General features: G+C 50.3%; 18 protein-coding genes and 1 rRNA gene. 1 reads left to right on the top strand and 18 read right to left on the bottom strand.

The genetic code is table 11. The annotated features are described in order from the left end of the window. Positions 1-106: 106 nt before the first annotated feature. From CRO03_RS15505 to CRO03_RS15430, 16 genes are all read right to left on the bottom strand, one after another. Entirely contained in the window at positions 107-4,081 is a 3,975-nt protein-coding gene (locus CRO03_RS15505) for a DUF6701 domain-containing protein (RefSeq protein WP_097112555.1), read from the bottom strand. Beyond that, positions 4,078-4,494, bottom strand: coding sequence for a PilX N-terminal domain-containing pilus assembly protein (locus CRO03_RS15500; protein ID WP_097112554.1), 417 nt, complete (start codon positions 4,492-4,494; stop codon positions 4,078-4,080). The genes CRO03_RS15505 and CRO03_RS15500 overlap by 4 nt, the downstream gene beginning before the upstream one ends. Further along, positions 4,484-5,317, bottom strand: a complete 834-nt coding sequence (locus CRO03_RS15495) for a PilW family protein (protein WP_097112553.1) — start codon at positions 5,315-5,317, stop codon at positions 4,484-4,486. The genes CRO03_RS15500 and CRO03_RS15495 overlap by 11 nt, the downstream gene beginning before the upstream one ends. Continuing rightward, complete coding sequence (locus CRO03_RS15490; protein ID WP_245861690.1) at positions 5,317-5,913, bottom strand: type IV pilus modification PilV family protein; 597 nt, start codon at positions 5,911-5,913, stop codon at positions 5,317-5,319. Before CRO03_RS15490 ends, CRO03_RS15495 begins: the two co-directional genes overlap by 1 nt. Continuing rightward, positions 5,907-6,380: a type II secretion system protein gene (locus CRO03_RS18645; protein ID WP_097112552.1), complete on the bottom strand. Its 474-nt coding sequence runs from the start codon at positions 6,378-6,380 to the stop codon at positions 5,907-5,909. The genes CRO03_RS15490 and CRO03_RS18645 overlap by 7 nt, the downstream gene beginning before the upstream one ends. A gap of 15 nt (positions 6,381-6,395) precedes the next feature. Then, positions 6,396-6,893 (bottom strand): prepilin-type N-terminal cleavage/methylation domain-containing protein, encoded by a 498-nt coding sequence (locus tag CRO03_RS18640; RefSeq protein ID WP_097112551.1) that lies wholly within the window; start codon positions 6,891-6,893, stop codon positions 6,396-6,398. A 14-nt stretch (positions 6,894-6,907) separates the two neighbouring features. After that, a complete protein-coding gene (locus CRO03_RS18700; RefSeq protein ID WP_097112550.1) occupies positions 6,908-7,441 on the bottom strand; it encodes a prepilin-type N-terminal cleavage/methylation domain-containing protein in 534 nt (177 codons plus the stop codon). Between the two features lie 74 nt (positions 7,442-7,515). Then, positions 7,516-8,733, bottom strand: a complete 1,218-nt coding sequence (locus CRO03_RS15470) for a type II secretion system F family protein (protein ID WP_097112549.1) — start codon at positions 8,731-8,733, stop codon at positions 7,516-7,518. 3 nt (positions 8,734-8,736) lie between these two features. Continuing rightward, positions 8,737-10,494: a GspE/PulE family protein gene (locus CRO03_RS15465; protein ID WP_097112548.1), complete on the bottom strand. Its 1,758-nt coding sequence runs from the start codon at positions 10,492-10,494 to the stop codon at positions 8,737-8,739. 1 nt (position 10,495) lies between these two features. After that, positions 10,496-11,644: a hypothetical protein gene (locus tag CRO03_RS15460; protein WP_097112547.1), complete on the bottom strand. Its 1,149-nt coding sequence runs from the start codon at positions 11,642-11,644 to the stop codon at positions 10,496-10,498. Continuing rightward, positions 11,641-12,528, bottom strand: a complete 888-nt coding sequence (locus CRO03_RS15455) for an ExeA family protein (protein WP_097112546.1) — start codon at positions 12,526-12,528, stop codon at positions 11,641-11,643. Before CRO03_RS15455 ends, CRO03_RS15460 begins: the two co-directional genes overlap by 4 nt. 4 nt (positions 12,529-12,532) lie before the next feature. Then, positions 12,533-14,194, bottom strand: a complete 1,662-nt coding sequence (mshL, locus tag CRO03_RS15450; RefSeq protein ID WP_097112545.1) for a pilus (MSHA type) biogenesis protein MshL — start codon at positions 14,192-14,194, stop codon at positions 12,533-12,535. Then, positions 14,184-14,510 (bottom strand): hypothetical protein, encoded by a 327-nt coding sequence (locus tag CRO03_RS15445; protein ID WP_097112544.1) that lies wholly within the window; start codon positions 14,508-14,510, stop codon positions 14,184-14,186. The genes mshL and CRO03_RS15445 overlap by 11 nt, the downstream gene beginning before the upstream one ends. Then, complete coding sequence (locus CRO03_RS15440) at positions 14,488-15,138, bottom strand: type II secretion system protein M (protein ID WP_097112543.1); 651 nt, start codon at positions 15,136-15,138, stop codon at positions 14,488-14,490. The genes CRO03_RS15445 and CRO03_RS15440 overlap by 23 nt, the downstream gene beginning before the upstream one ends. 2 nt (positions 15,139-15,140) lie before the next feature. After that, positions 15,141-15,731, bottom strand: coding sequence for a PilN domain-containing protein (locus CRO03_RS15435; protein WP_097112542.1), 591 nt, complete (start codon positions 15,729-15,731; stop codon positions 15,141-15,143). Further along, a complete protein-coding gene (locus CRO03_RS15430) occupies positions 15,728-16,651 on the bottom strand; it encodes a hypothetical protein (RefSeq protein ID WP_097112541.1) in 924 nt (307 codons plus the stop codon). The genes CRO03_RS15435 and CRO03_RS15430 overlap by 4 nt, the downstream gene beginning before the upstream one ends. Positions 16,652-16,722: 71 nt before the next feature. Here CRO03_RS15430 and CRO03_RS15425 point away from each other — a divergent pair, with 71 nt between their 5' ends. Next, on the top strand, positions 16,723-17,709 hold the full coding sequence (locus CRO03_RS15425) for a 1-aminocyclopropane-1-carboxylate deaminase/D-cysteine desulfhydrase (protein ID WP_097112540.1): 987 nt from the start codon (positions 16,723-16,725) through the stop codon (positions 17,707-17,709). On the opposite strand, the gene CRO03_RS15420 is transcribed toward CRO03_RS15425, so the two are convergent. Further along, positions 17,663-19,300, bottom strand: coding sequence for an EAL domain-containing protein (locus CRO03_RS15420; RefSeq protein ID WP_097112539.1), 1,638 nt, complete (start codon positions 19,298-19,300; stop codon positions 17,663-17,665). The two genes, CRO03_RS15425 and CRO03_RS15420, sit on opposite strands and share 47 nt — an antisense overlap. Positions 19,301-19,666: 366 nt before the next feature. Then, positions 19,667-19,754: ribosomal RNA gene (gene rrf, locus CRO03_RS18695) — 5S ribosomal RNA — on the bottom strand; the annotation flags it as partial.

Genomic DNA, 19,754 nt, shown 5'->3' with positions numbered 1-19,754 from the left:
GCCAAGAAAATAGCCTTTTATGACATTTTTCAGAAATTAATCAGCCTTATTGCACTATGTACCGGCGTAGCCAGTGCTAACTTTGCCAAGCGCTGGCTGCTACCGGCTAAAAGCGCTCATGCCAGTATATTTGCCGTGGGTTACCGCGATAACGACCAAAGATAAACTCAGCGACCGGCGAGTTAGTGTAACTACCGTCGTCATTCCAGTCATATTGCAGCCAAACCGGTACCTGATAGGTAGCGCCAACGGTACCTGTCTCAGCAGGCGCCAACAGTAATAATCCGTCTGCTGGCGTTTTGCCAGCGCTCAGTGCAGCCACATTGGCAACGGCACTTGTCAGGCTATTGCTTAAACTAAGGTTGGCAGCACTGATAACACTGCAATTATCAGCACTGTTGCTAAGAAAGCGACTGCCATCCCAGTATTCAGCGGTTAGATTAACCGGCAAGTCGTCAAATTCCGGGCCAAAACCGTTGGCCATTTGCATCCGGCCATACCGAATATCCGTCAGCATCAGAGCTGCAGCATTACAGCTGTCATCAGCTGCACAGCCAATATTACTGACGTTGCTATCAGGGTTGGCCACCAAGCTGCCATCCGCATCAATAACATTTAACGCCACGCTAAGCTCTGAAAACGGGCCGTCTGCTGCACCGCTGGCCTGGCGGTTAAGCCGCAACTCGGTGGTGCTGAATGTTTGCTGGCCGAGCGTCCAGCTGCCGAAGCCGCTACTGCTAAGCCTGCCGGTTAAATCGACAGCATCGTCTGCATTCTCAGCCTGCAACAGCAAGGTGGTATTGGCAAAACCACCATAATAATTGCGGGTGCGCTGGCCCAGAGTATTGCGCGCCGTTAAGGTAAAGCCAAGGGCAAAAGGCTGCTGCATATAGCTGAAACTGCCACAGGCCGCGCTGCTACTGATATCGCTAACGGCAAAGTCGGCGGGGACAAAACGACCGCTCGGCTGACCAGTAGCAGCCGGCACCGGGTCGGCCATGGTCAAATAATTTACCGGCGCAGTATTAAACCTGAATACACCGACTTCTGAGACGCTTTGCTCAATGCTGGTCTGGCTATTAACTGCACGTTGATGCGCATAACTGAGCGAACCAAGACTTCCGGGCTCGCCGGCTGGCGCTACCAGACTATGACTCAGGCTAATATCAGCCTGTTGAAAATTCGGAGTAACCGGGTTAGCACAGATATCAGTACTACCTTCCTGCCAGGCATGGGCACTGATAGTCAGCGGGAACGCCTCTGCGGCGCGTTTAAATACCGGGCAGCTGGAGTCTGCAGCCAGACAATGGCCTTCATTTATAATACACAAGCCTGCCGGGCGGCGAATAAACTGATCACTACCATTGAGTATCAGCCCGCTATCGTCATTGGCCGGTGTGCCACTGTAACGGCCGTTTAGCTGCACCTGGCCGGCATCGGCATAATTAACACTGATAACTGCTTCGCCGTTTTCGTCAAAATTAAGCGCCACAGGAGTCCTGCTACCCTCAGTTAACCCAATATTACTGCCGTTGACCTGCAGACGTAACGATACCGGACGCCCTGTTGGTCCGGGGTCAATATAACTACTCCAGAACCCGACACTACGGCTGACATCGGCAAAAGCAGGCACACATTGCTGACTGCTGTCGCTTTGCCGCACAGCGCTGACAACAATGTTATTAGCAGGCTGGTTAGCAATACCATCGGGCACGCTAAATACCAGGCCGGCACTGGCAAAACTGATATTACAGGCAGCAGTAGTTAAGGGGCCGGCACCGGAACGGCATAAAGTTTGGCTAAGCGGCCTGGTGCCGGGCACTGAACCACTTACCCCGACCAGGGTATTACCAGCAGTATTACGCCTTAAATCGACAGTAGTAGTGCCGCCGGCAAAGTTAATAACGTTCCCCCCGACCCAGCCACCACTGGCAACCGTAGCCGGGCTTAAGGTGGCGGTTACCGGATCGGTGACCAGCTGGCTGCAATCAGCATTGGCACAAGCGCGCACCGTCAGTGTCTCTGGCTTGCAGGTTAATGCCTGGCCACTGTGATCAAATTCAAAATGGTCAATTTGCTGGCCTACCGGTGATGATCGCAGGGCACAAATATTAATGTTATCGAGTTCATGAATATTGGTAGAACCGCCCGTCGAGCCGGTTAATGATAAAAAGAAATTCTCCGGTGCCGCTGCCTGCCCGAACTGGCTGCGGGCATCGAATGGCTCGATAAGCGTGATGTAACCAGTACCATGATCCCGCTCAACCGAGACAATAGTGGTGTCAGGTATTCTTGAGTCAACCGTAAAACGATAGCGGTGTGGGTTGTCGGCATTGCCATCTACACGTGGATTAAGACAGTCACCGGTCCGGTTTATTGTTCCATTGTCACAGGTTCCCCGCAGGTAACGATAACCCGAAGTACCCTCGCCGGAACCCCGCACCACAACGCTTTGCCGGCGCCGCCCGATGCTGGCAGCACCACCTTCGTTGGAGAAATTGCCAAACTCGTCCAGACCAAAACCCAGCCAACCCCCGGCAAAGCCAGGAATGCCAGGTTTAAAACCGTAACCCAGCGGGCCGCCAAAAGCACCGGGCTGTGGGGTTACCGTGGCATCAGATAACACCACTGCCAGACCATCAGCCCCACTGCCACCATAAGCCCGATAATCAAACTCAATGATTACCAGATTATCGGCTGCCGGATATAGCCGTTGAAAGGTAGCAGAGGTTGCCTGATTGGTAACGGCCTGAGTCATTCGCAGCCGGCCGTCAACGATACTCGGGGTAAAGGTTCCCCGGCTGCTGGCCGTCACCCAGTCGGCTAAATCGTCGGCAAAGTCGTCGGCGAGGCATTGTAACGGCTCAGCCGGACACAGCCGAACCGTGCCGTCCGCGTCGCGCTGTTCATTTTGCTGCTGGTAAAGCCGCTGCACCTGGCTGGCATTCAGGACCCTATCATACACCTGCACTTCATCCAGAGTGGCAGTTAAAAAATTAACCCCGACACCATTGGTATGTAACACCCGGCCCAGATCATTAAAAGGGGTAGTCACTGCACCCTGTTGAGATGCAAGGGCTCCGCTGTTATCCAGTTCTCCATCAATAAAAATCTGAAAAGCGCCGCTACTGGCATTGCGGGTCAGCACTACATGCCGGTACTCACCATTGTTGATCGCTACCGTCGACTTAGTCGCAGCAAAGTCATTGCCCTTGGTCAGGCCAATCCGGCCACTGGCATCCAGCCAGCCCCAGAAAATATCGTTGGCACCACCGGTTTGCTCAACACCAGCCACCGCGGGCGCCTGCCAGCCGACATTATTGCCGCTGGCAGTGGTGTTTATCCAGAAGCTGAGCGAGGCGGTGCCGCCCAGCACCGATAAATCATTCAAACTGATATAGCCGCTGCCGCTAAAGTCACTGGCGCGGCAAATCTGGCCTTCGCCAATGGTTGCCGTATTAATTGCCTGTCCGTTGTTACTGCCAATACTGTCGGCAACTTCGTCGATGCTGCCATCCCAGTTATATTGATCGAACCGATACTCCGCTATCGGCAGTAACAAAGGCGTTTCGCACAATACGCCGCCTTGCAACTCACTGATTGCATCTGGCCGGTAGGTTACAGTACCCGAGTTTGCTATCGCCCCTTTGGCGGTTACTGCGCCGTTAATAACAGTATCTGCACCAATGGTTACAGCACCACCGGCGAGAATAAAACCATTTATCCGAACATCATCCCGGATCACAAGATTACCGGTAACAACCAACACAAAGTTTTCGGCCGGATTACTGCTGTTAAATCTGGAGCCCGACTCGATTGTCAGACTCCCATCTATAAAAAGTCTTGCCGTTGCATTAGCTGAACTGGCGACCCGACTTGGCCCACTCGAAAAAGTACCGGAATAATAATAATCTATTGGTTCCAGTTCAGCTGGAAAGACAGGATTAAGTGCAGCAGGCAAATTGATCGCTGCCGGGGCAGCACTATTTTCTCTTACCGCTTCGGTCCAGATATCTTCACAATTGATTGCCAGCACCTGGGTGCTTAACAGTAATAACATGCCGCCCAGTAACCACCTCATTGCCTTACCTCCAGCTCAATACTGCGACTGGTTATAAATTCATTGGCATTACAACTGGCCGTGCTTTGCAGCAAATACATTTGGCTTAGTTGTGGACTGGCAACGGCCTGGGCAGTGCACTGCACCTGCGCCTCACAGTTGGTTAAGCCAGCCGCAGCAAAATTAAAGGTCCAGTTACTGCAATTAGCGACGCCGCTGCGCGGAAATAATTCAGTTAGCGCCAATTCCATACCACTTTGCGCCGCAAATAAGGCCCGGGTACCCTGCACTTCATACACCACACTGTCGCTGCTGCTCAACAAAATACGAGACAAGGCCAGCACGATGGCCAGCATCACCACAATAATAAACACAGCCACGACCAGCGCGCTGCCTTGTTGCGATATTTTGGTTGGCGCCAGCTTAAGGGACATTCGGAATATGCACCTCATAGTTAAAAAACATGTCACTGGCCGGGCTCTGGCCAAACTGCAACAGCAAATTGACCACGCTGTTACGGGTTAACACTGCGTCGTTTACTGCAAACCGGACCCGCTGCACGTCGCTGGCCATTAAAGCAGCAAGCCCCGTCGGTGGTAATGGCTGGGCTGCACTATAACTGTAATCGCTATAGCGGCGAATACTGCCATCGACCCCGTTAAAACAGTAACTTACCGGGCTGGCGGCCAGCAGGTAAAACCTTTTCTCGGGCGAGTCTAGTGGGAAACTATGGCTACTGCTAAGCTGCACGGTGCGGGTAGCGCTATTGCCATCGCCATCGTCCGGCTCGTTACCGCTAAGGGTTACGGTGCTGCCACTTGCGCCATAAATATCGGCAAGCTGGCGCGGGTAAATAGTAAAAGGCAGGTTCAGATAACCACTCTGCCAGTTTAGGATCGCCAGCCGTAACTCTGTGCCGGCGGCAGGCGCCACCGGGGCCTGTAAATACACGCCACTGGCGACAATAGGTGCGAATTCAATACAGCGCAATAAGGCGGCATCGTTGGTCCGAATACTGTTCGGGGCCGCGTTACGTAATTCGCGCTGCAAGCGTTCGGCGACAAAGCGGCTTTGATTTAGTACCTGCTCGCGTTCGGTGGCGTCGCTGTACATACTGGCACCCAGGCCAATATAACTGCTTACCCCTAATGCCAGCACTGACAATAATATGATAACGATGGTGAGTTCTATCAGGGTAAAACCATGCCGTTTTTTTAAGAACGGTTGCCTGGCTTTTAATTGCATTGTCAGCGACATCACCAGTTCCCCTTATAGCTGCTGAACTGTAATTCGCTGCCGGTTGGAGTACGTACGGTTACGGTAATCAGTTTTACCTGATCTGCCGCCAGACTAATGCCAGCAACTTCGGCAGCGGCCGCATAACTGACACTGACCCGCAGCTGATAATTACGATACACATCGGCCAGATCTTCCGCCAGAATATTGGTTAACACGCTGCCATTAGCGGTAAAGTTGTGAAAATCGTCGACATCGTTAAAACGCAGCCGGTTATCAGCAGCACTTTCCCCCGGGTCAGCCGGCCAGCTGCCATCAGGGTTTTGCACCGTGCAGGCCGGTGCACCGCTGTCACCACAGCGTAACATGCTGCCGCTACGCGGGCTTTGCTGGTCAAAAGAGCGGGACATAATATCATTAAGCATACTCTGGCCCAGCTCAGTGGCCCGTACCTGATGCCAGGGATCGGTACTTTTAATGTATAAGGGCCCCAATACGGCCGTTACCAGACTAAGGGCAATCGCAAGCACTACAATGCCGACAATCAGCTCTATCAGGCTGACGCCCCGTTGGCTGCGGACTAATCCGGCTGAGGTTAACATCAATGAGGCTAACATCGGCGAATATACCCTTCATACTCAATACAGATAGCAAGGTTAACGCTACCCAGCACATTCACCCGGCAGCTGCTGTTGCAGCTGCGGACCCCGGCTGCGTTTACCGGCTGTCCCAGATTATTGAAAAACAGGTCGTTATTAAAGGAGCCCGGCAGCAGCCGGATGCCGCTGCGGTCACGTTCACTGATACATAGTGCCATAGCGGTGTTGGCACAATCATCAATGCCAGCAGGGTTTATGCTGAAACTGCCAACCCTGAAACCTGCCAGCGGGCAATTGGTGCATTGCATAGCCTGCATTTGCTGGCGCTGGATCAGACTAAACGCCTGGTCGCGGTATAAGTATTCGTTTGTGCCGCTGCCAGAAAAAAAGCGTGGTAGCAAGGATACTGCTAACACGCCTATGATAACCAGCACCACAATAAGCTCTACTAAGGTAAAGCCTGTCTGACGCTGGGAGCTATTCATTACAGCTTACTGCTATTAGCAGCCGTCGCCGTACACTGTAATTACAGGTTTTACTGCGGGACCTGCTGATGCTTCATAAACCGCATGGCATGCTGTTGCTTCAGTAGTGCCAGGGGTAGAGTTTGCCGCAGAGATAACAACACTACTGGTACCCACGGCACCAAAACCAGGAGCATCATCATCTGTACTTACAACAACATCCCACTCGTCAGCTGCCAGTTCTGCAGCTGCTCTGATAGCAGTATCAGTCGCTGCAGGGTAACCATAAACAATATCAATGGCAGGATCCGTCAACGACTCAGTAGGTTCATTATGTTTGCCAGCGATAATTGCCTTACCATAGACTAACGAGCCTGCAGATTCTAACGCACCTTTCACACCAGTTAATGTTGAACGACGGGCATCACCACCAAAATCTAAAAACTTCGGCGCAGCGGTAACTGCCAGAATGCCCAAAATAACGATTACAATAATTAATTCAATTAATGTAAAACCTGCTTGACTACGTTTCATTAAATGATCCTCAACTAGTTTTTATTGGTAAATGTAATAACACGACCGGTAGCAGGTGTATAGCTAAAGCCGTTACTACCAGTAAAGTCGGTTGGTGCTGCGGTTAATCCCGCTGTCTGATAATATTCGCATTCATGATTAGCTGGGGTGGTATTGGCCCGGACAAATAAACGAGCCTCTTCAATGTCCGCTACCGTTGTCGAAGTAGTAGCACGAGGTGGACTTTGCAAAATACTATCCAGTACAGTTAAACATTGTGTTTCATTCATAGCAGTGGCTGTGCCACCACCGGTTGGATAGCCATTTGTGCCTACCAGCACAGTAACGCCGTCATAGTTTACACTACCGGCTGGACGGCCTGAGACTTCCCATTGTGCTCTGGTTAAACCCACACCTGATGCAAACCCGCCAGCTACCGCTTCAATCGAAACATTTTCTGCCTCTTCGGTCACGTCTATAAAACGTGGTAATGCCACTGCTGCCAGTAGACCCAGAATAATAATTACTATCACTAATTCGATTAAGGTAAAGCCGTTCTGTTGTCTCATATTGGTTTCTCCCGGACACTTGTAATATTGAGTATATCGTTATTTATTGTTATTAGCTTAATTTGTGTCAACTATTAACCGCCTTTATACGCATTTAGCATATCCCACATTGGCGTGAAAATCCCTAATGCCAGCAATAACACCATTGCTGCAACGATAACAATTAACACAGGTTCTATTTTCGCCGTCAGGCTTTTTAAATCAAACGCGACTTCGCGTTCGTAAAAGCCGGCTACTTCAGTCAGCATTTCATCCATCTGACCGGTTTCTTCCCCTACTGATACCATTTGTAATACCAGATCAGTAAACATCTCGCTTTGCTGTGCTACCCGCAGCAAGCTTTCGCCCCGTTCAATACTGCGCCGCATTTCCCGGATCTTATCTCCAAGATAGTCGTTATCGACCGCTTCGGCAACCAGGCTAAGCGCAGTTGTTATCGGCACCCCGGCTTTTAGCATCATCGAGAAGCTGCGGGCAAAGCGGCCCAGCGTCGCCCGGTTAATAATACTGCCAATGATCGGCACTTTAAGTTTCCAGCGTCCCCAGCGCAACCTGCCGGCAGGCGTTTGCAAATAGAAACTGATGCCGACAACCGCCCCCAACAACAATACCAACAATAAAGGCCAGAAGTTGATAAAGAACGATGAGCTGGCCAGCAACAGCTGGGTTGACCAGGGCAACTCGGCATTAAAGCGGGCAAACATATTGGCAAATTGCGGAATAACAAAAATATTCAGCACCACCATTGCCACGACTAAGGCAAACAATACGAAAATAGGATATCGGGTAGCCTGCTTAATTTGCTTGCGGGTTTCCAGCTCCTGCTCGAAATAAAAGGTTAGCTGTAAAAAGGCTTCATCCAGCCGGCCGGTATTTTCACCGACATGCACCAGACTAACGATTAAGCGACTGAATACCTTTGGGTGGTTTGCCATGGCGACCGATAAACTGCGGCCGTTTTCCAGCTCGCTGGCAAGGTCAGTCATTACCTGGCGTAAGCGCGGCGAGCCGGTACTTTCTGCCAGGCTTTTAATCGCCCGGATAATGGGAATACCAGCTTTCATCAGCGAATACATCTGCCGGGAAAAAATAATCAGTTCAGTCAGGCTGACCTTTGCCTGCCATAGTTCAAACCTGGCGGAGCTGTTGCTAACAGTAATGGCGTCAATACTTAACGGAATGTAGCGTCGCTGCTTCAGAATATCGGCAGCGGCCGCCTGACTACCCGCTTCCAGCTGGCCGGTAACGGCATTGCCGCTGGCGTCACGTGCTTTGTACTGAAAGCTGGCCATTACTTAGTTTTCCTCTGCCGCGTCAGACGCATTATCGTTGAAATCTGGCGTAAAGGGTTCGGTTTCCAGATATTCGGATACCCTGATCACTTCTTCCAGCGTCGTCACACCCTGCTGGGCATAATCCAGCGCCATGTTACCTAAACTGACAAAGTCAGCACTGTGATAGGCCAGATTACTGAAACCTTCAATGTCAGAGCGGCGCAGCGCATCGGCCAGTGGCTTATTGATCACCAACAGTTCAAACACGCCAAGCCGGCCTTTATAGCCGGTATGATGGCATGACTGACAGCCTGCGCCCTGCCAATAACTGGCCTGTTCACTGGCTCTATGATGGCGCAGCCAGGTCAGCTCCAGCTCATCTGGCTGATGGGGCTTTTTACAATAATCGCAGAGCCGGCGCACCAGCCGCTGGGCAATAATTGCCCGCAACGCACTGGCGACCAGATAAGGTGCCGCCCCCATATCAATTAAACGCAGGGTACTGGATACTGCATCGTTGGTGTGCAAAGTTGATAACACTAAATGGCCGGTTAGTGCGCCGCGCAGCCCCATTTCAGCGGTTTCCTGGTCGCGCATCTCGCCGACCATAATAATGTCGGGGTCCTGGCGTAACGTTGTGCGCAGTACATTACTGAAAGTCAGGCCGATTTTATGGTTAACCTGCACCTGATTAATCCGCGGTAAACGGTATTCAACCGGATCTTCTACTGTGATTATTTTACTGCCCGCCTGATTAAGCTCACTTAACAGACCATACAGGGTGGTGGTTTTACCTGAGCCGGTTGGCCCGGTGACTAATATCATGCCATGCGGGCTTTGCACTATACGGCGCAGCCGCGCCAGCATCGGGCCGGGAATACCGGTATCTTCCATTTTCAGCAAGCCGGCAGACTGATCCAGCAAGCGCATTACCACCGACTCGCCGTATTGCACCGGCATGGTCGACATCCGGATATCAATTTTATGTTGCTTAACATTAATCTGGAACCGGCCATCCTGTGGCAGCCGTTTCTCTGAGATGTCGAGACTGGCCATCAGCTTTAAGCGCAGTACCAATGCAGCCGCAATACTGACTTCGTTTAAGGTGCTCTCCTGCAAAATACCATCTACCCGCTGGCGGATCCGCAGTACTTTTTCATCCGGCTCGATGTGAATATCAGACGCTTTTACCTGCACCGCATCTTCAAAAATTGAGCGCAGCAGTTTGGCAATGGTGTTATCGGTTTCTTCGCGGCTTTCTTCTGCCAGCAGGGCATCTTCCGTGTCACCGCTGTGCTCCTGTTTAAGCTGGGTAGCAAAAGTTTCAATGTCTTTGGTACGGCGGTATAACGAGTCAAATGCTTCCAGCAGCTGGCTTTCCCGCACCACGGCAATTTTAATTTCACGTGGCGCCAGTAGCGGGGCTATCTGATCCAGCACCGCCAAATCGGCCGGATCATTCATTCCCAGCAGTACTGAGTCACCCATGTCCTCAATGACCAGGGCCCGGAAACGCCGGGCATGCACTTCCGCCAGTAATTGCGCTGCTTTCGGGTCGATTTTTCGCTGGGCAATATCCAGAAATGGCACCTGTAACTGTTGGGCCAAAAACTGCAGTAACTGCTGCTCTGACAGAAACTGCATTTCTATCAGGGTTGCGCCTAACTTACGGCCACTGCTTTTCTGGCGCGCAAGGGCTTGCTCGAGCTGGGCCTCAGTAATAATGTGTTCATGCACCAGCAAATCGCCCAGGCGCATCTTAAGCTTTGGTTTTTGCATACTAGGGTTCTGTTGCCTTTAGTCGTTGTTGAATAAAATTGTGACTGCTGACCGACAGTCCCTGGCGGTGCTGCCAGGCATGCTGATAATACTGGTGTGCTTGCAAGGGCTGCCCCAGCTGTTCACTGGCCAGTGCCGCGCCAAGGCTCCAGCGGCCCTGCTCTGGTTGCAGCTGTTGCAAGCGCTGATACCAGTTAAGGGCATCCTCATGTTGCTGTAATTGCTGCAATACGGTGGCTTTAAAACCAAAATACTCTGGCTCTGCCGCCAGCTCAAACTGATCAGCTAGAAACTGCAGCGCTTGTTGCCATTGGCCTTGCTGCACTGCCAGTTGCGCCAACTGCATATTTATCTCAGCGCTTAGCACGCCATTTTGCCGGGCCTGCAATAAAACCTGACTGGCACTGACTACCTGCTGCTGCTTTAACCATAACCTGGCCAGGTTAAGATAGCCATTGGCCTCGGCCGGTTGCCGGGCAATAATTTGCTGCCAAATCACGATAGCACCGCTGGTGTCACCTGCCGCTTCACTGGCGTTGGCCCGTAACTGCATATTCTGCTGCTGCGCTGCGGGGTCCAGAGGCTGCTTATCCACATTAGCCTGCGGCCTGGCAACCGGGGGTAACTCTGGCTCCACTGAAGTAATAACCGCTAGCTGCCTGGGGGCAGTGCCCGCAGACGATGCCACATTCTGCTTCGTCCGAACCTGCTTTAACATAACCGGTTCAGGCAGCTCAGCAGTAATATCAGGCTCTGACACAGTGCGGGTGACCGCAGCTGCTACTGTCACCGCAGCAGCGGGTTCAACCGACAATGCAGCCATAATTGCTACAGGCTCTGCACCAGTGCTGTCGTTCTGTTGGCGTTGCTCTGCTGCAGGTGCCGGCTGCCCGGTTTTACTGGCGGCCGCGTCGCTGCCAGCAACGGCAGGCCCGGTCTGCAGCTGACTATTGTTGCTAACGTTGCCAGAGTTACTAACGTTGCTAAACCAGAACACACTGCATAGGACCAGTGTCAACAGCAGGGCCAGCCAAACATACCCTTTTTTGCTGCTACTGCGCGGTAAAGGCACCTGTTGGCTGTGGCTTGTTGTTGCCTGAGATTGCTGACGTTGCTCCAGGTCCTGCAGCATTTTGTTAATCACACTCATCGCAGCACCCAGGCAAAGCAGGCAGCACTAAATACTGCCGCACCGGCCAGTAACCATAAATAATGCGCGGCACTGCGGCGCGTGTCTTCGGTATCCTGCGCGGCAAAGCGGATATGCCGGCCCGTTACCCGGCTTTTACCCTCACCGTAAGCCAGCATCAGCCCTTTATGAGCCAGTAAATTAACCAATCGGGGAATACCGCGGCTGTAACGGTTAATGGCCAGCAAGGCGAAACGATTAAATAACGCTGGGGTCGCCCCCGCTGTTTGTAAACGGTGCCGGACATAGAAGCGGATTTGCGCCGGCGACATTACCGGCAGTTTATAGGCGAAAGAAATACGTTGGCGCAGCTGACGGAATTGCTGGCTGGCCAGGCGCTGATCCAGCTCTGGCTGGCCAAACAATACCACCTGTAGCAGTTTCCTTCGCTCGGTTTCCAGATTTGTCAGCAGCCGCACTGTCTCAAGCGTATCATCTGGCAGCGCTTGCGCTTCATCGATGACCAGCACAATTTTTTTACCGCTTTGCGCCAGTAGAATTAATTGCCGCTGCAACAATTGCAGCAACTGACTGGCGTCGATATTTGCGGAGTATTTCAGGCCCAGCTCTGCGGCCAGTGCCCAGCGCAGTTCTGAAGGGCTAACACTGGGATCAGGCAGATAAGCCAGTTGCCAATCAGCTGGCGCTTGTTTTAACAATAACCTGCACAATAAGGTTTTACCTGTGCCCACTTCACCGGTTACTTTAATAAAACCCTCGCCAGCATTTAATGCCGTATTCAGCACCGCCAGTGCCGCTTCATGTTGCGGTAAGCCAACATAAAAGCGGGTATCGGGGGTTAAAGAAAACGGCGTGGCGGCCAGATTAAAATGGGCAGCATACATAAGCTTATTGCTCAGGATACCAGTCAGTAATTAATTTTTCTGACTGTTGCAACTGCTGTTGCCAGACCCCGGTACCCACCACAGTAGGCTTAAGCAGGATCACCAATTCTTTTTTCCGCTCTATTTTATTTTTGCTGGTAAACAACTGGCCCAGCAAAGGTATCGCGCCCAGCACCGGCGTACGTGATTCGCTGTCACTGGTGACGGTTTGCATTAAGCCGCCAATTACTACAATTTCGCCACTCTGGGCTTTTATAATGGTATCTGACTCGCGGATATTGCTCTGTGCCAGCGGCAAGACAATTTGCTCATCGCTGAAGCGAATGGTTTTGCTTTGCTCTGACGTTTCGGTCACTGACGGATGAACATGTAAAATTACACTGCCGTTTTCATCTATCTGCGGCGTCACGTCAAGGGCGATACCGGAGAAAAAAGGCTGCAGAGAAATATTAGGAGAGGTTGTGGTGGCACCGGTGCCGGCAATGGTGGTATTGCTGGTGATATCGGTGACAAAATACTCATCCTGGCCTACTTTTATCACCGCTTTCTGGTTATTCATCGCGGTGACCCGCGGGCTGGACAATACCTGGGCATTACCTTGTGTTTCCAGCAAGTTAATTACGCCGTTAAAGTCTGCGTTATTAAAAGAAATGGCAGTAACACCACCTAAATTTGTTGTTGTCGGGTTATTTGGAGTAACCCCGGAGGTGGTAAAGTTAAAACTGGTTGAGCCAATGGTGGCCAGGGCATTTTGCCAGTTAATACCCTGCTGATATTCATCACTTAAGGTAACTTCAATAATTTTTGCTTCCAGTACAACCTGGCGTTGTAGTTGCTGCTCTGACTGGCCCAGAAAGGCTTTTACTGCCGCAATTTCATTTGGCATCCCGCGCACGGTAACCAGGCCCGCCTGCGGACTGACCACCACCATTCGTTGCTCACCTTCGCCCAGCACGCCGGCTACCGCCTCTTTTAAATCACTCCAGAAATCAGTCCGGCTTTCACTTTGAATAGTACTGCCATTGAATTGTTGCTGGCTATTTTGATTCTGACCATTATTATTGCCAAAAGGGTTATTCTGTTGATTATTGTTGTTGGCCAGGCCCTGATTACCACGATTATTGTTGTTCTGGTTTGAGCTGTCTTGCGATACCCCACCCGAATTAACTGAAATAGACGAAAAGCCATTGCGCTGCAGCATTAAATAATTAACTGCGATGGTTTCTGTACGCAAGCCAGCTGGGTAAACCTGATATACCATGCCCTGACGCCGGATATCAAAACCATACAACGACTGCACAATGGCCAGGGTTTCTGCCAGAGTAACCTGCTTCAGTTGCAAGCTGATAGTGCCACTGATACTGGGATGAACCACCAGACTGTAAGGTGTGTCGTGCACTACTGAGTGAAAAAAGTCGGTAAGCGCTACATCTGCTGCTGAAACATTAAACCGGGGTTCGGCACTGGCGATTGCTGCTGGCGGCCTGGCAAGTAGATCCTGAGTTACTGCCGCTGGCACTGCCAGAGCAGGCTTTGCTGTCGCTGCTGCCGGCTGCAATGCTTTTTTGGCATCAGCTGCGCCGGCATTTGGCTCCAGCGCCTGACAAGCGGATAGCAATAAGATGCTGCTGATAAAACACAATTTATAGCGGGTATTATTTATCATAATTTTTTATCGTTTTATTATGTAACTGCAAAATGCGTTGCTCATCCCCCCGACTCAGTACTACCGCAGTAGTACTGATATCGGTAAGGGTATAGCCTTGATACTGATCACCAAGCTGCAAGAACTGACCATTAATGGTAGCGGCCTTACCCTGATCGCTGTTTTGAATTATTTGTAGCTTTAATGCGCTGTTCGTATTGGTTGCAATGTTATTATTGCCGGACGTTTCAATATAACCAGCAGCTGGCCGGGTTGGGTCAGCCTGGCTGGAAAATGCCAGCAACATTACAGCACTATAGCTGAATAAAGTTTTCATTCTCGCTCACTGTAATAAATTCAATACTAATATCGGCCAACGGATACTCCGTTACCTGATAATCTAACTGCTGCCACTGCACCAACCAGGGTAATTGTTCCAGCTCACTTAACAGCTGTTGCACATTCTGATAGGCACCACTAACTACCAGGGTAGTTTTATGCTGATACAATAAAGGCGCCTCGTCCACCAGCTGGCCTGCCAGTACCACAGGTACCGCCGCCGAAGTGGACAGTGACTTCAATTTTAGCTGCTGGCTTTTGCCAAGAATTTCCCGCAGTAACGCCAACATCTGATCAGCGCCAATAAACAAACTACTCTGTTGCTGTCTTTGGCTGGTTAATTCTGTCTGCTGCAGAGTCAGACGGTTAATTTCATCGCGGAAAGGTTGTTCAATATCTACTGCCAGCTGTAGCTGCAGTAGCTCAAGTTGCTGTCGGACCTGCTGTTGCTGCAAGCGAAACTTTTGCTGCTGGCCTGTCAGTTGCTGTTGCTGCTGCCAGGCAGGTTCAAGCAGATACATCAATAATAACCAGAAAACCAATACTACAGAACCGAAAAAAATAAGCCGCTTTTCTCTTAACTGCAAAGCCTGATAACGCTGGTTGAGTTGCTGCCAGTTCGCCATGTTCAATCTCCCTGCTCAGCAATAAGATGGAACATTACCGCCTGTTGCTCGGGCAGTTGAGTTAAACGCAGCTCATTAAAACGTTGGCCTTTAAAATAGTCGAAATGACGCAGACTTTCCAACCAGCCCGGCACAGCAGCCGGGGCTAGCGTCAGGCCCTGTAATTCACTGCTGCCTGGCCGAAGTTTAAAGTGGGTTAACCAGACGCTGTTAATATCGGCATCAACCAACTGTTGTAAAACTTCACTGTAGGCATAGTCGGCTTGCACTTGTTGTGCTGCTAAGTATTGTTGTAATGCAATTTGCTGCTCAACCCGACGTTTAAGCTGGTCCCGTTCAAAAACTAATACCTGAGATGGCTGGCGCTGTAGTAAGGCCTGCTGCAGCAACCCAAGCTGTTCCTGCTGGCGTTTTAACTGTTGCTCGACCTGTTTATTTCGCTGTATTTGCTGACTTTGTTGCCATTTTAAGCCCCCCCACACCAGCAAACTTATGGTCAGTACGAGCACCAATAAACCAAATAATGACGATAATGTCATCGTTTCTTGCTGTGGCTTTAAACCAGCCTGGTATAGATTTATCCGTTGCTTCATGCCAACGGCTCCTTGCTGAAGCTACCCGCAGCAGCGATCGCAGGCCAGACTTCATTTACATCTAAGACCACAGCCCAGTTTAGTTCAGGTTTTAGCTGCAAAGCCTGAACCTGGCTAAATCCTGCCTGATGAAATAACGGAACCAAATCAGTTCGATCGGCGCCACTACATAGCAAATGAATACTGCGCACTGGCGGCAATTTCAGCTGGCTTTCGATGTAGTCCATAGAACGTTGAATCTCCAACAACAAATTGTCAAAAACGCCCTGCTGTAATTCAGATTCAGTATATTGATGCAACCGGTTAAAACCGCGTAACCGTCTGGAGAACTGTAATTCGCCCTGGCGAATAACCTGTAACAATACATCTTGCTCAGGTTGATGCATTATTACTAAAGCTGCGTGGTCTGCATAATCAAGTAACTCATGAATTAACCATTCTTCAATCAGAATTTGCTGCAAATTAAGTTTGTGACGGTTAACAATTGCTATCAGCTCCTGCAGTTGGCTTTTTACGCTCGCTACCACATTAATTTTGGCAGGCTGACCTGGAGCGGCGGGTAAATCGATGTAATCAAGCACCAGTTCTTCCAACGCAATATCCGTCAGATCTTTTATCTGCCACGGTAAAGCGGTTAATAGTTCCTGTTGTTCAAGGGCGGGCTTTTCCAGTTGGATTATCTGATACATGGTAGGGGGAATGATCAGGGTAAGCGCCATTCCTTTGTTAACTTTTGCCAGTACCTCTTGCATTGCCAGCTGCCAGTTACCCTGATTTACAGCCGTAACCTGCACTGATGCCTCTTTTCCGTCTTCAGGCTGAATCAGCAATTGAATTTCATGATCACGAATATGCAATACAGCAATGCCCGCTGAACTATTATGGCCGACCCTGAATTGTTGCAAAACTTTGGCTAACATCTTAATGCTATTTAACCCTGATATCGGTTTATAATACTGGCAACTTCATTTCAGAGCTGCCATGCCGCTTTATGTTATTGCCAACCCAGGACATTGCAGGTCTCTGTGCCCACTGGCACAGGATTGATGAATCTCTGCTTTCAGACACAGGGGTTGAGCTATGGTTATATTGTCCGACGACTACTGAGCCGATGATATCCGGCAACAAATGGATGAAATTACAATATCATATAAAGTTGATTCAGCAACAGCAATATCGTGGCCTAGTCACTTTTGGTGGCGCCTTCTCAAACCATCTGGCAGCGAGCGCCGCTGCAGCACAACTAAACGGTTTTGATGCAACCGCCTATGTCCGGGCTGACGTCATTGATCGGCAAAATCCTACCTTACAGTATTGCCTGACAAAAGGTATGACGCTGATTGCTACCGATCGTCAGACATACCGGCAACGCCAACAACCAGATTTTCTTAAAATGCTCGCACTTCGCCATCCTGGCTGCCTGATCATCCCGGAAGGGGGCAGCTCTGAACTTGGAGCCCGCGGTGTTGCCGGTTTAAATCTTACTGACACTCCCGCGGGGCCGGCTGATGTTATTGCCACTGCCACCGCCAGTGGTGGTACGCTTGCTGGCCTGATAGCCGCAAGCACACAACAAAGTGCAGTTAGTAGTAACAGCGCAAAGGTTCTGGGATTAACGGTGGTCAACGACCTGTCTTTACCTGAGAAAGTAGCGAATTTGCTTGCTGAACAAGCTGTAGACGCAGCGTGCTGGCGGATTGTGGCAACTGCCCCTGATCAACGTTATGCAAAGTGCCCTGCTGAACATGTCAATTTTTGCTGCGAATTTACGCTTAAACACAATATAGCGGTAGAGCCCGTCTATACCGGCAGGGCTTTATTTAAACTTTACAAGATGATAGCGGCAGGTGAGTTTGCCCAAGGCAGCAGGATCAGCTTTTTTCATACCGGTGGGTTACAAGGGCTGGCAGGCTTATATTACCGGCAATTAATTACTCAGCAACAGTACCAGATACTATCTGCGGCAGCGGTTGGCTGAAGTAAAAACCCTGCCCGCCGGCGACCCCCAGCTTTTGCAGTGTTTGCCATTCAGCAGCCAACTCTACTCCGGTACCAATCACCCGGATGCCTCGCTCGGCAAAGTGTGATATCAGCCCCCGGACAAACAATTGTTGCTCCAGATGCTGGTCAATATTACGCACTACAGATGGATGTAATTTCGCTGATTCAATTGCCAGATCATCAGCGTATGGAGGTATATCAATGGTAAGTCCTACCTGGTCAACAACCAGCGCAAAGCCAAGGTTAATAATTTTATCCAGCACTGGCTTTAATTTAACATAGTAACGAATAAGATGATGCTCGGTCAGTTCCAGGGCTAACTGTGAGGGGTCGAGCTGGCCAGCTACCACTAGCTGCTCCAGCCATTGTTGCCAGTCTTTGCTTAATAAAGAGTGCGCGTTAATATTTACGCTGCACCTGATAGCGCTGCGACTTTCCAATGAACCCAGCTTTGCCGCCCGCAACAACACATGCTGGTCAATTTGTAATGTTAAGCCACAGCTGTAAGCCATTGGCAGAAATATCGCCGCTGGGATATTTTCGCCCTCGGTGCTCTGCAACCTTACCAAAACCTCTTGTTGCAGCAGCTCCTGATCCTGCCATGAAAACACTGGCTGGAAGCTTAAACTAAAGCGGTGCTGCGCCAAAGCCTTAGTTATTTCAGATCGCCACCAGACTGAACCTTTGGCCGCAGGTTTTTTCTCAGGCTCAAAACCAAAGGCACTATTGTGGCCATAAAGCTGCGCAGTTCGCAGCGCCATGTCGGCTTCCGAAAGTAACTGATAAGTCGTTTGATCGCGTTGATAGGCAACATAACCGATATGCACAAAATCAGAACTTAAATAATTAGCAAAACAATTAGCCCGGCCCATAGCAACCACCAGCGTATCAGCCAGATTAGCCATGTCTTTTTCTGAGATACCTGATAGCAATAATACTAAGTCATTTTCAGATAGGCGGGCCAGGATCCTATCCTGATAGGGCTCACAATAACTATTGATAACTTCAACGCAGGCCTTAAGACATGCTAACTGTTTGACCTGGCTGATACTATGCCCGGGGTGAGAAACCTCAATAATGAAAAGAGCACCAGAACCTTCCTCTGAAGCATCGCTTAAAAAATGTTGCAGCTTGCTTTCGAAAAATATCCGGTTACCAATCGCAAGTTCGTGATCAATAAGGCCCTGAACTCTGACCAGGTGACGTACTTCATGATCGCGCCTGATGTAACTTAACAGCCGGTCATTAATCTTCTCCAGCCGGATATCTGGCATCAAATCTACCCGCTGGGTAAGTTCCAGTCTTTCTTCCAGCCGTTTTATCGCATGATCAACCTTTAATACAGTGGTAGCCAGAGAGCGACGATGCCACTGTACACCATAAAATAAGCCAGCTAAAAACATCAAAAGTGAAGCATTAAACAGCAGACTAAGTTGCCAGCCTGCCAGACTTGAAGATCTAAGGACGATAGCAAGACCAAAGAGCACATTAGCAAAAATGAAGCAGCAAGCCAGGATAATTAACCAGCTGGAATAGGTTTTTTGTTTAAATAGCCGGGCAAGTGACACACGCAACTCCTTTTGACTGTCAATACAGTGTTAACTTAATTTGCTGCTTTGTCTAGATATTAGCCAGATTTTATAGCCGTTCAGAATCAGCATGGTTTTATTGGGAGCCTTTATGCCCTTCGCAGAGCTCAGGGCGTTCTGCCGGCGACAAGCCAAACTGTTGGCTTGTCGAAAGACCGGCATCGCTGTACTACATTGCTCACCCCATCCCTGGGGTTCGCCGCTTCGCGGCCAGCTGAAGCTGTCCAAACATGCTCCGGGCATGCTTGTCGCATGGGGTCGCCATGCTCGGGCAATACACCACCAAATCTCAGCCAATAAAAAAGCCCCTGCTCTGTCGAGAGGGGCTGTTTTATTGAATTGGGAGCCTGGCGGTGTACTACTCTCGCATGGCGAATGCCACACTACCATCGTCGCAGCTGCGTTTCACTTCTGAGTTCGGAATGGGATCAGG

It is taken from the genome of Arsukibacterium tuosuense, assembly GCF_900215315.1.
Lineage (GTDB): Bacteria > Pseudomonadota > Gammaproteobacteria > Enterobacterales > Alteromonadaceae > Alishewanella > Alishewanella tuosuense.
Note: the sequence above shows the minus strand (reverse complement) of the source record. Positions and strands in the feature narration are given on the sequence as shown.

What these genes read in the sequence shown, in the direction of transcription:
- CRO03_RS18645 (WP_097112552.1), bottom strand. Translation starts at nt 6,380, where the DNA reads ATGAATAGCTCCCAGCGTCAGACAGGCTTTACCTTAGTAGAGCTTATT.
- CRO03_RS15495 (WP_097112553.1), bottom strand. Translation starts at nt 5,317, where the DNA reads ATGTCGCTGACAATGCAATTAAAAGCCAGGCAACCGTTCTTAAAAAAA.
- CRO03_RS15440 (WP_097112543.1), bottom strand. Translation starts at nt 15,138, where the DNA reads ATGGCGAACTGGCAGCAACTCAACCAGCGTTATCAGGCTTTGCAGTTA.
- CRO03_RS15445 (WP_097112544.1), bottom strand. Translation starts at nt 14,510, where the DNA reads ATGAAAACTTTATTCAGCTATAGTGCTGTAATGTTGCTGGCATTTTCC.
- CRO03_RS18700 (WP_097112550.1), bottom strand. Translation starts at nt 7,441, where the DNA reads ATGAGACAACAGAACGGCTTTACCTTAATCGAATTAGTGATAGTAATT.
- CRO03_RS18640 (WP_097112551.1), bottom strand. Translation starts at nt 6,893, where the DNA reads ATGAAACGTAGTCAAGCAGGTTTTACATTAATTGAATTAATTATTGTA.
- CRO03_RS15455 (WP_097112546.1), bottom strand. Translation starts at nt 12,528, where the DNA reads ATGTATGCTGCCCATTTTAATCTGGCCGCCACGCCGTTTTCTTTAACC.
- CRO03_RS15500 (WP_097112554.1), bottom strand. Translation starts at nt 4,494, where the DNA reads ATGTCCCTTAAGCTGGCGCCAACCAAAATATCGCAACAAGGCAGCGCG.
- CRO03_RS15435 (WP_097112542.1), bottom strand. Translation starts at nt 15,731, where the DNA reads ATGAAGCAACGGATAAATCTATACCAGGCTGGTTTAAAGCCACAGCAA.
- CRO03_RS15490 (WP_245861690.1), bottom strand. Translation starts at nt 5,913, where the DNA reads ATGTTAGCCTCATTGATGTTAACCTCAGCCGGATTAGTCCGCAGCCAA.
- CRO03_RS15470 (WP_097112549.1), bottom strand. Translation starts at nt 8,733, where the DNA reads ATGGCCAGCTTTCAGTACAAAGCACGTGACGCCAGCGGCAATGCCGTT.
- CRO03_RS15465 (WP_097112548.1), bottom strand. Translation starts at nt 10,494, where the DNA reads ATGCAAAAACCAAAGCTTAAGATGCGCCTGGGCGATTTGCTGGTGCAT.
- CRO03_RS15425 (WP_097112540.1), top strand. Translation starts at nt 16,723, where the DNA reads ATGTTATTGCCAACCCAGGACATTGCAGGTCTCTGTGCCCACTGGCAC.
- CRO03_RS15460 (WP_097112547.1), bottom strand. Translation starts at nt 11,644, where the DNA reads ATGAGTGTGATTAACAAAATGCTGCAGGACCTGGAGCAACGTCAGCAA.
- mshL (WP_097112545.1), bottom strand. Translation starts at nt 14,194, where the DNA reads ATGATAAATAATACCCGCTATAAATTGTGTTTTATCAGCAGCATCTTA.
- CRO03_RS15430 (WP_097112541.1), bottom strand. Translation starts at nt 16,651, where the DNA reads ATGTTAGCCAAAGTTTTGCAACAATTCAGGGTCGGCCATAATAGTTCA.
- CRO03_RS15505 (WP_097112555.1), bottom strand. Translation starts at nt 4,081, where the DNA reads ATGAGGTGGTTACTGGGCGGCATGTTATTACTGTTAAGCACCCAGGTG.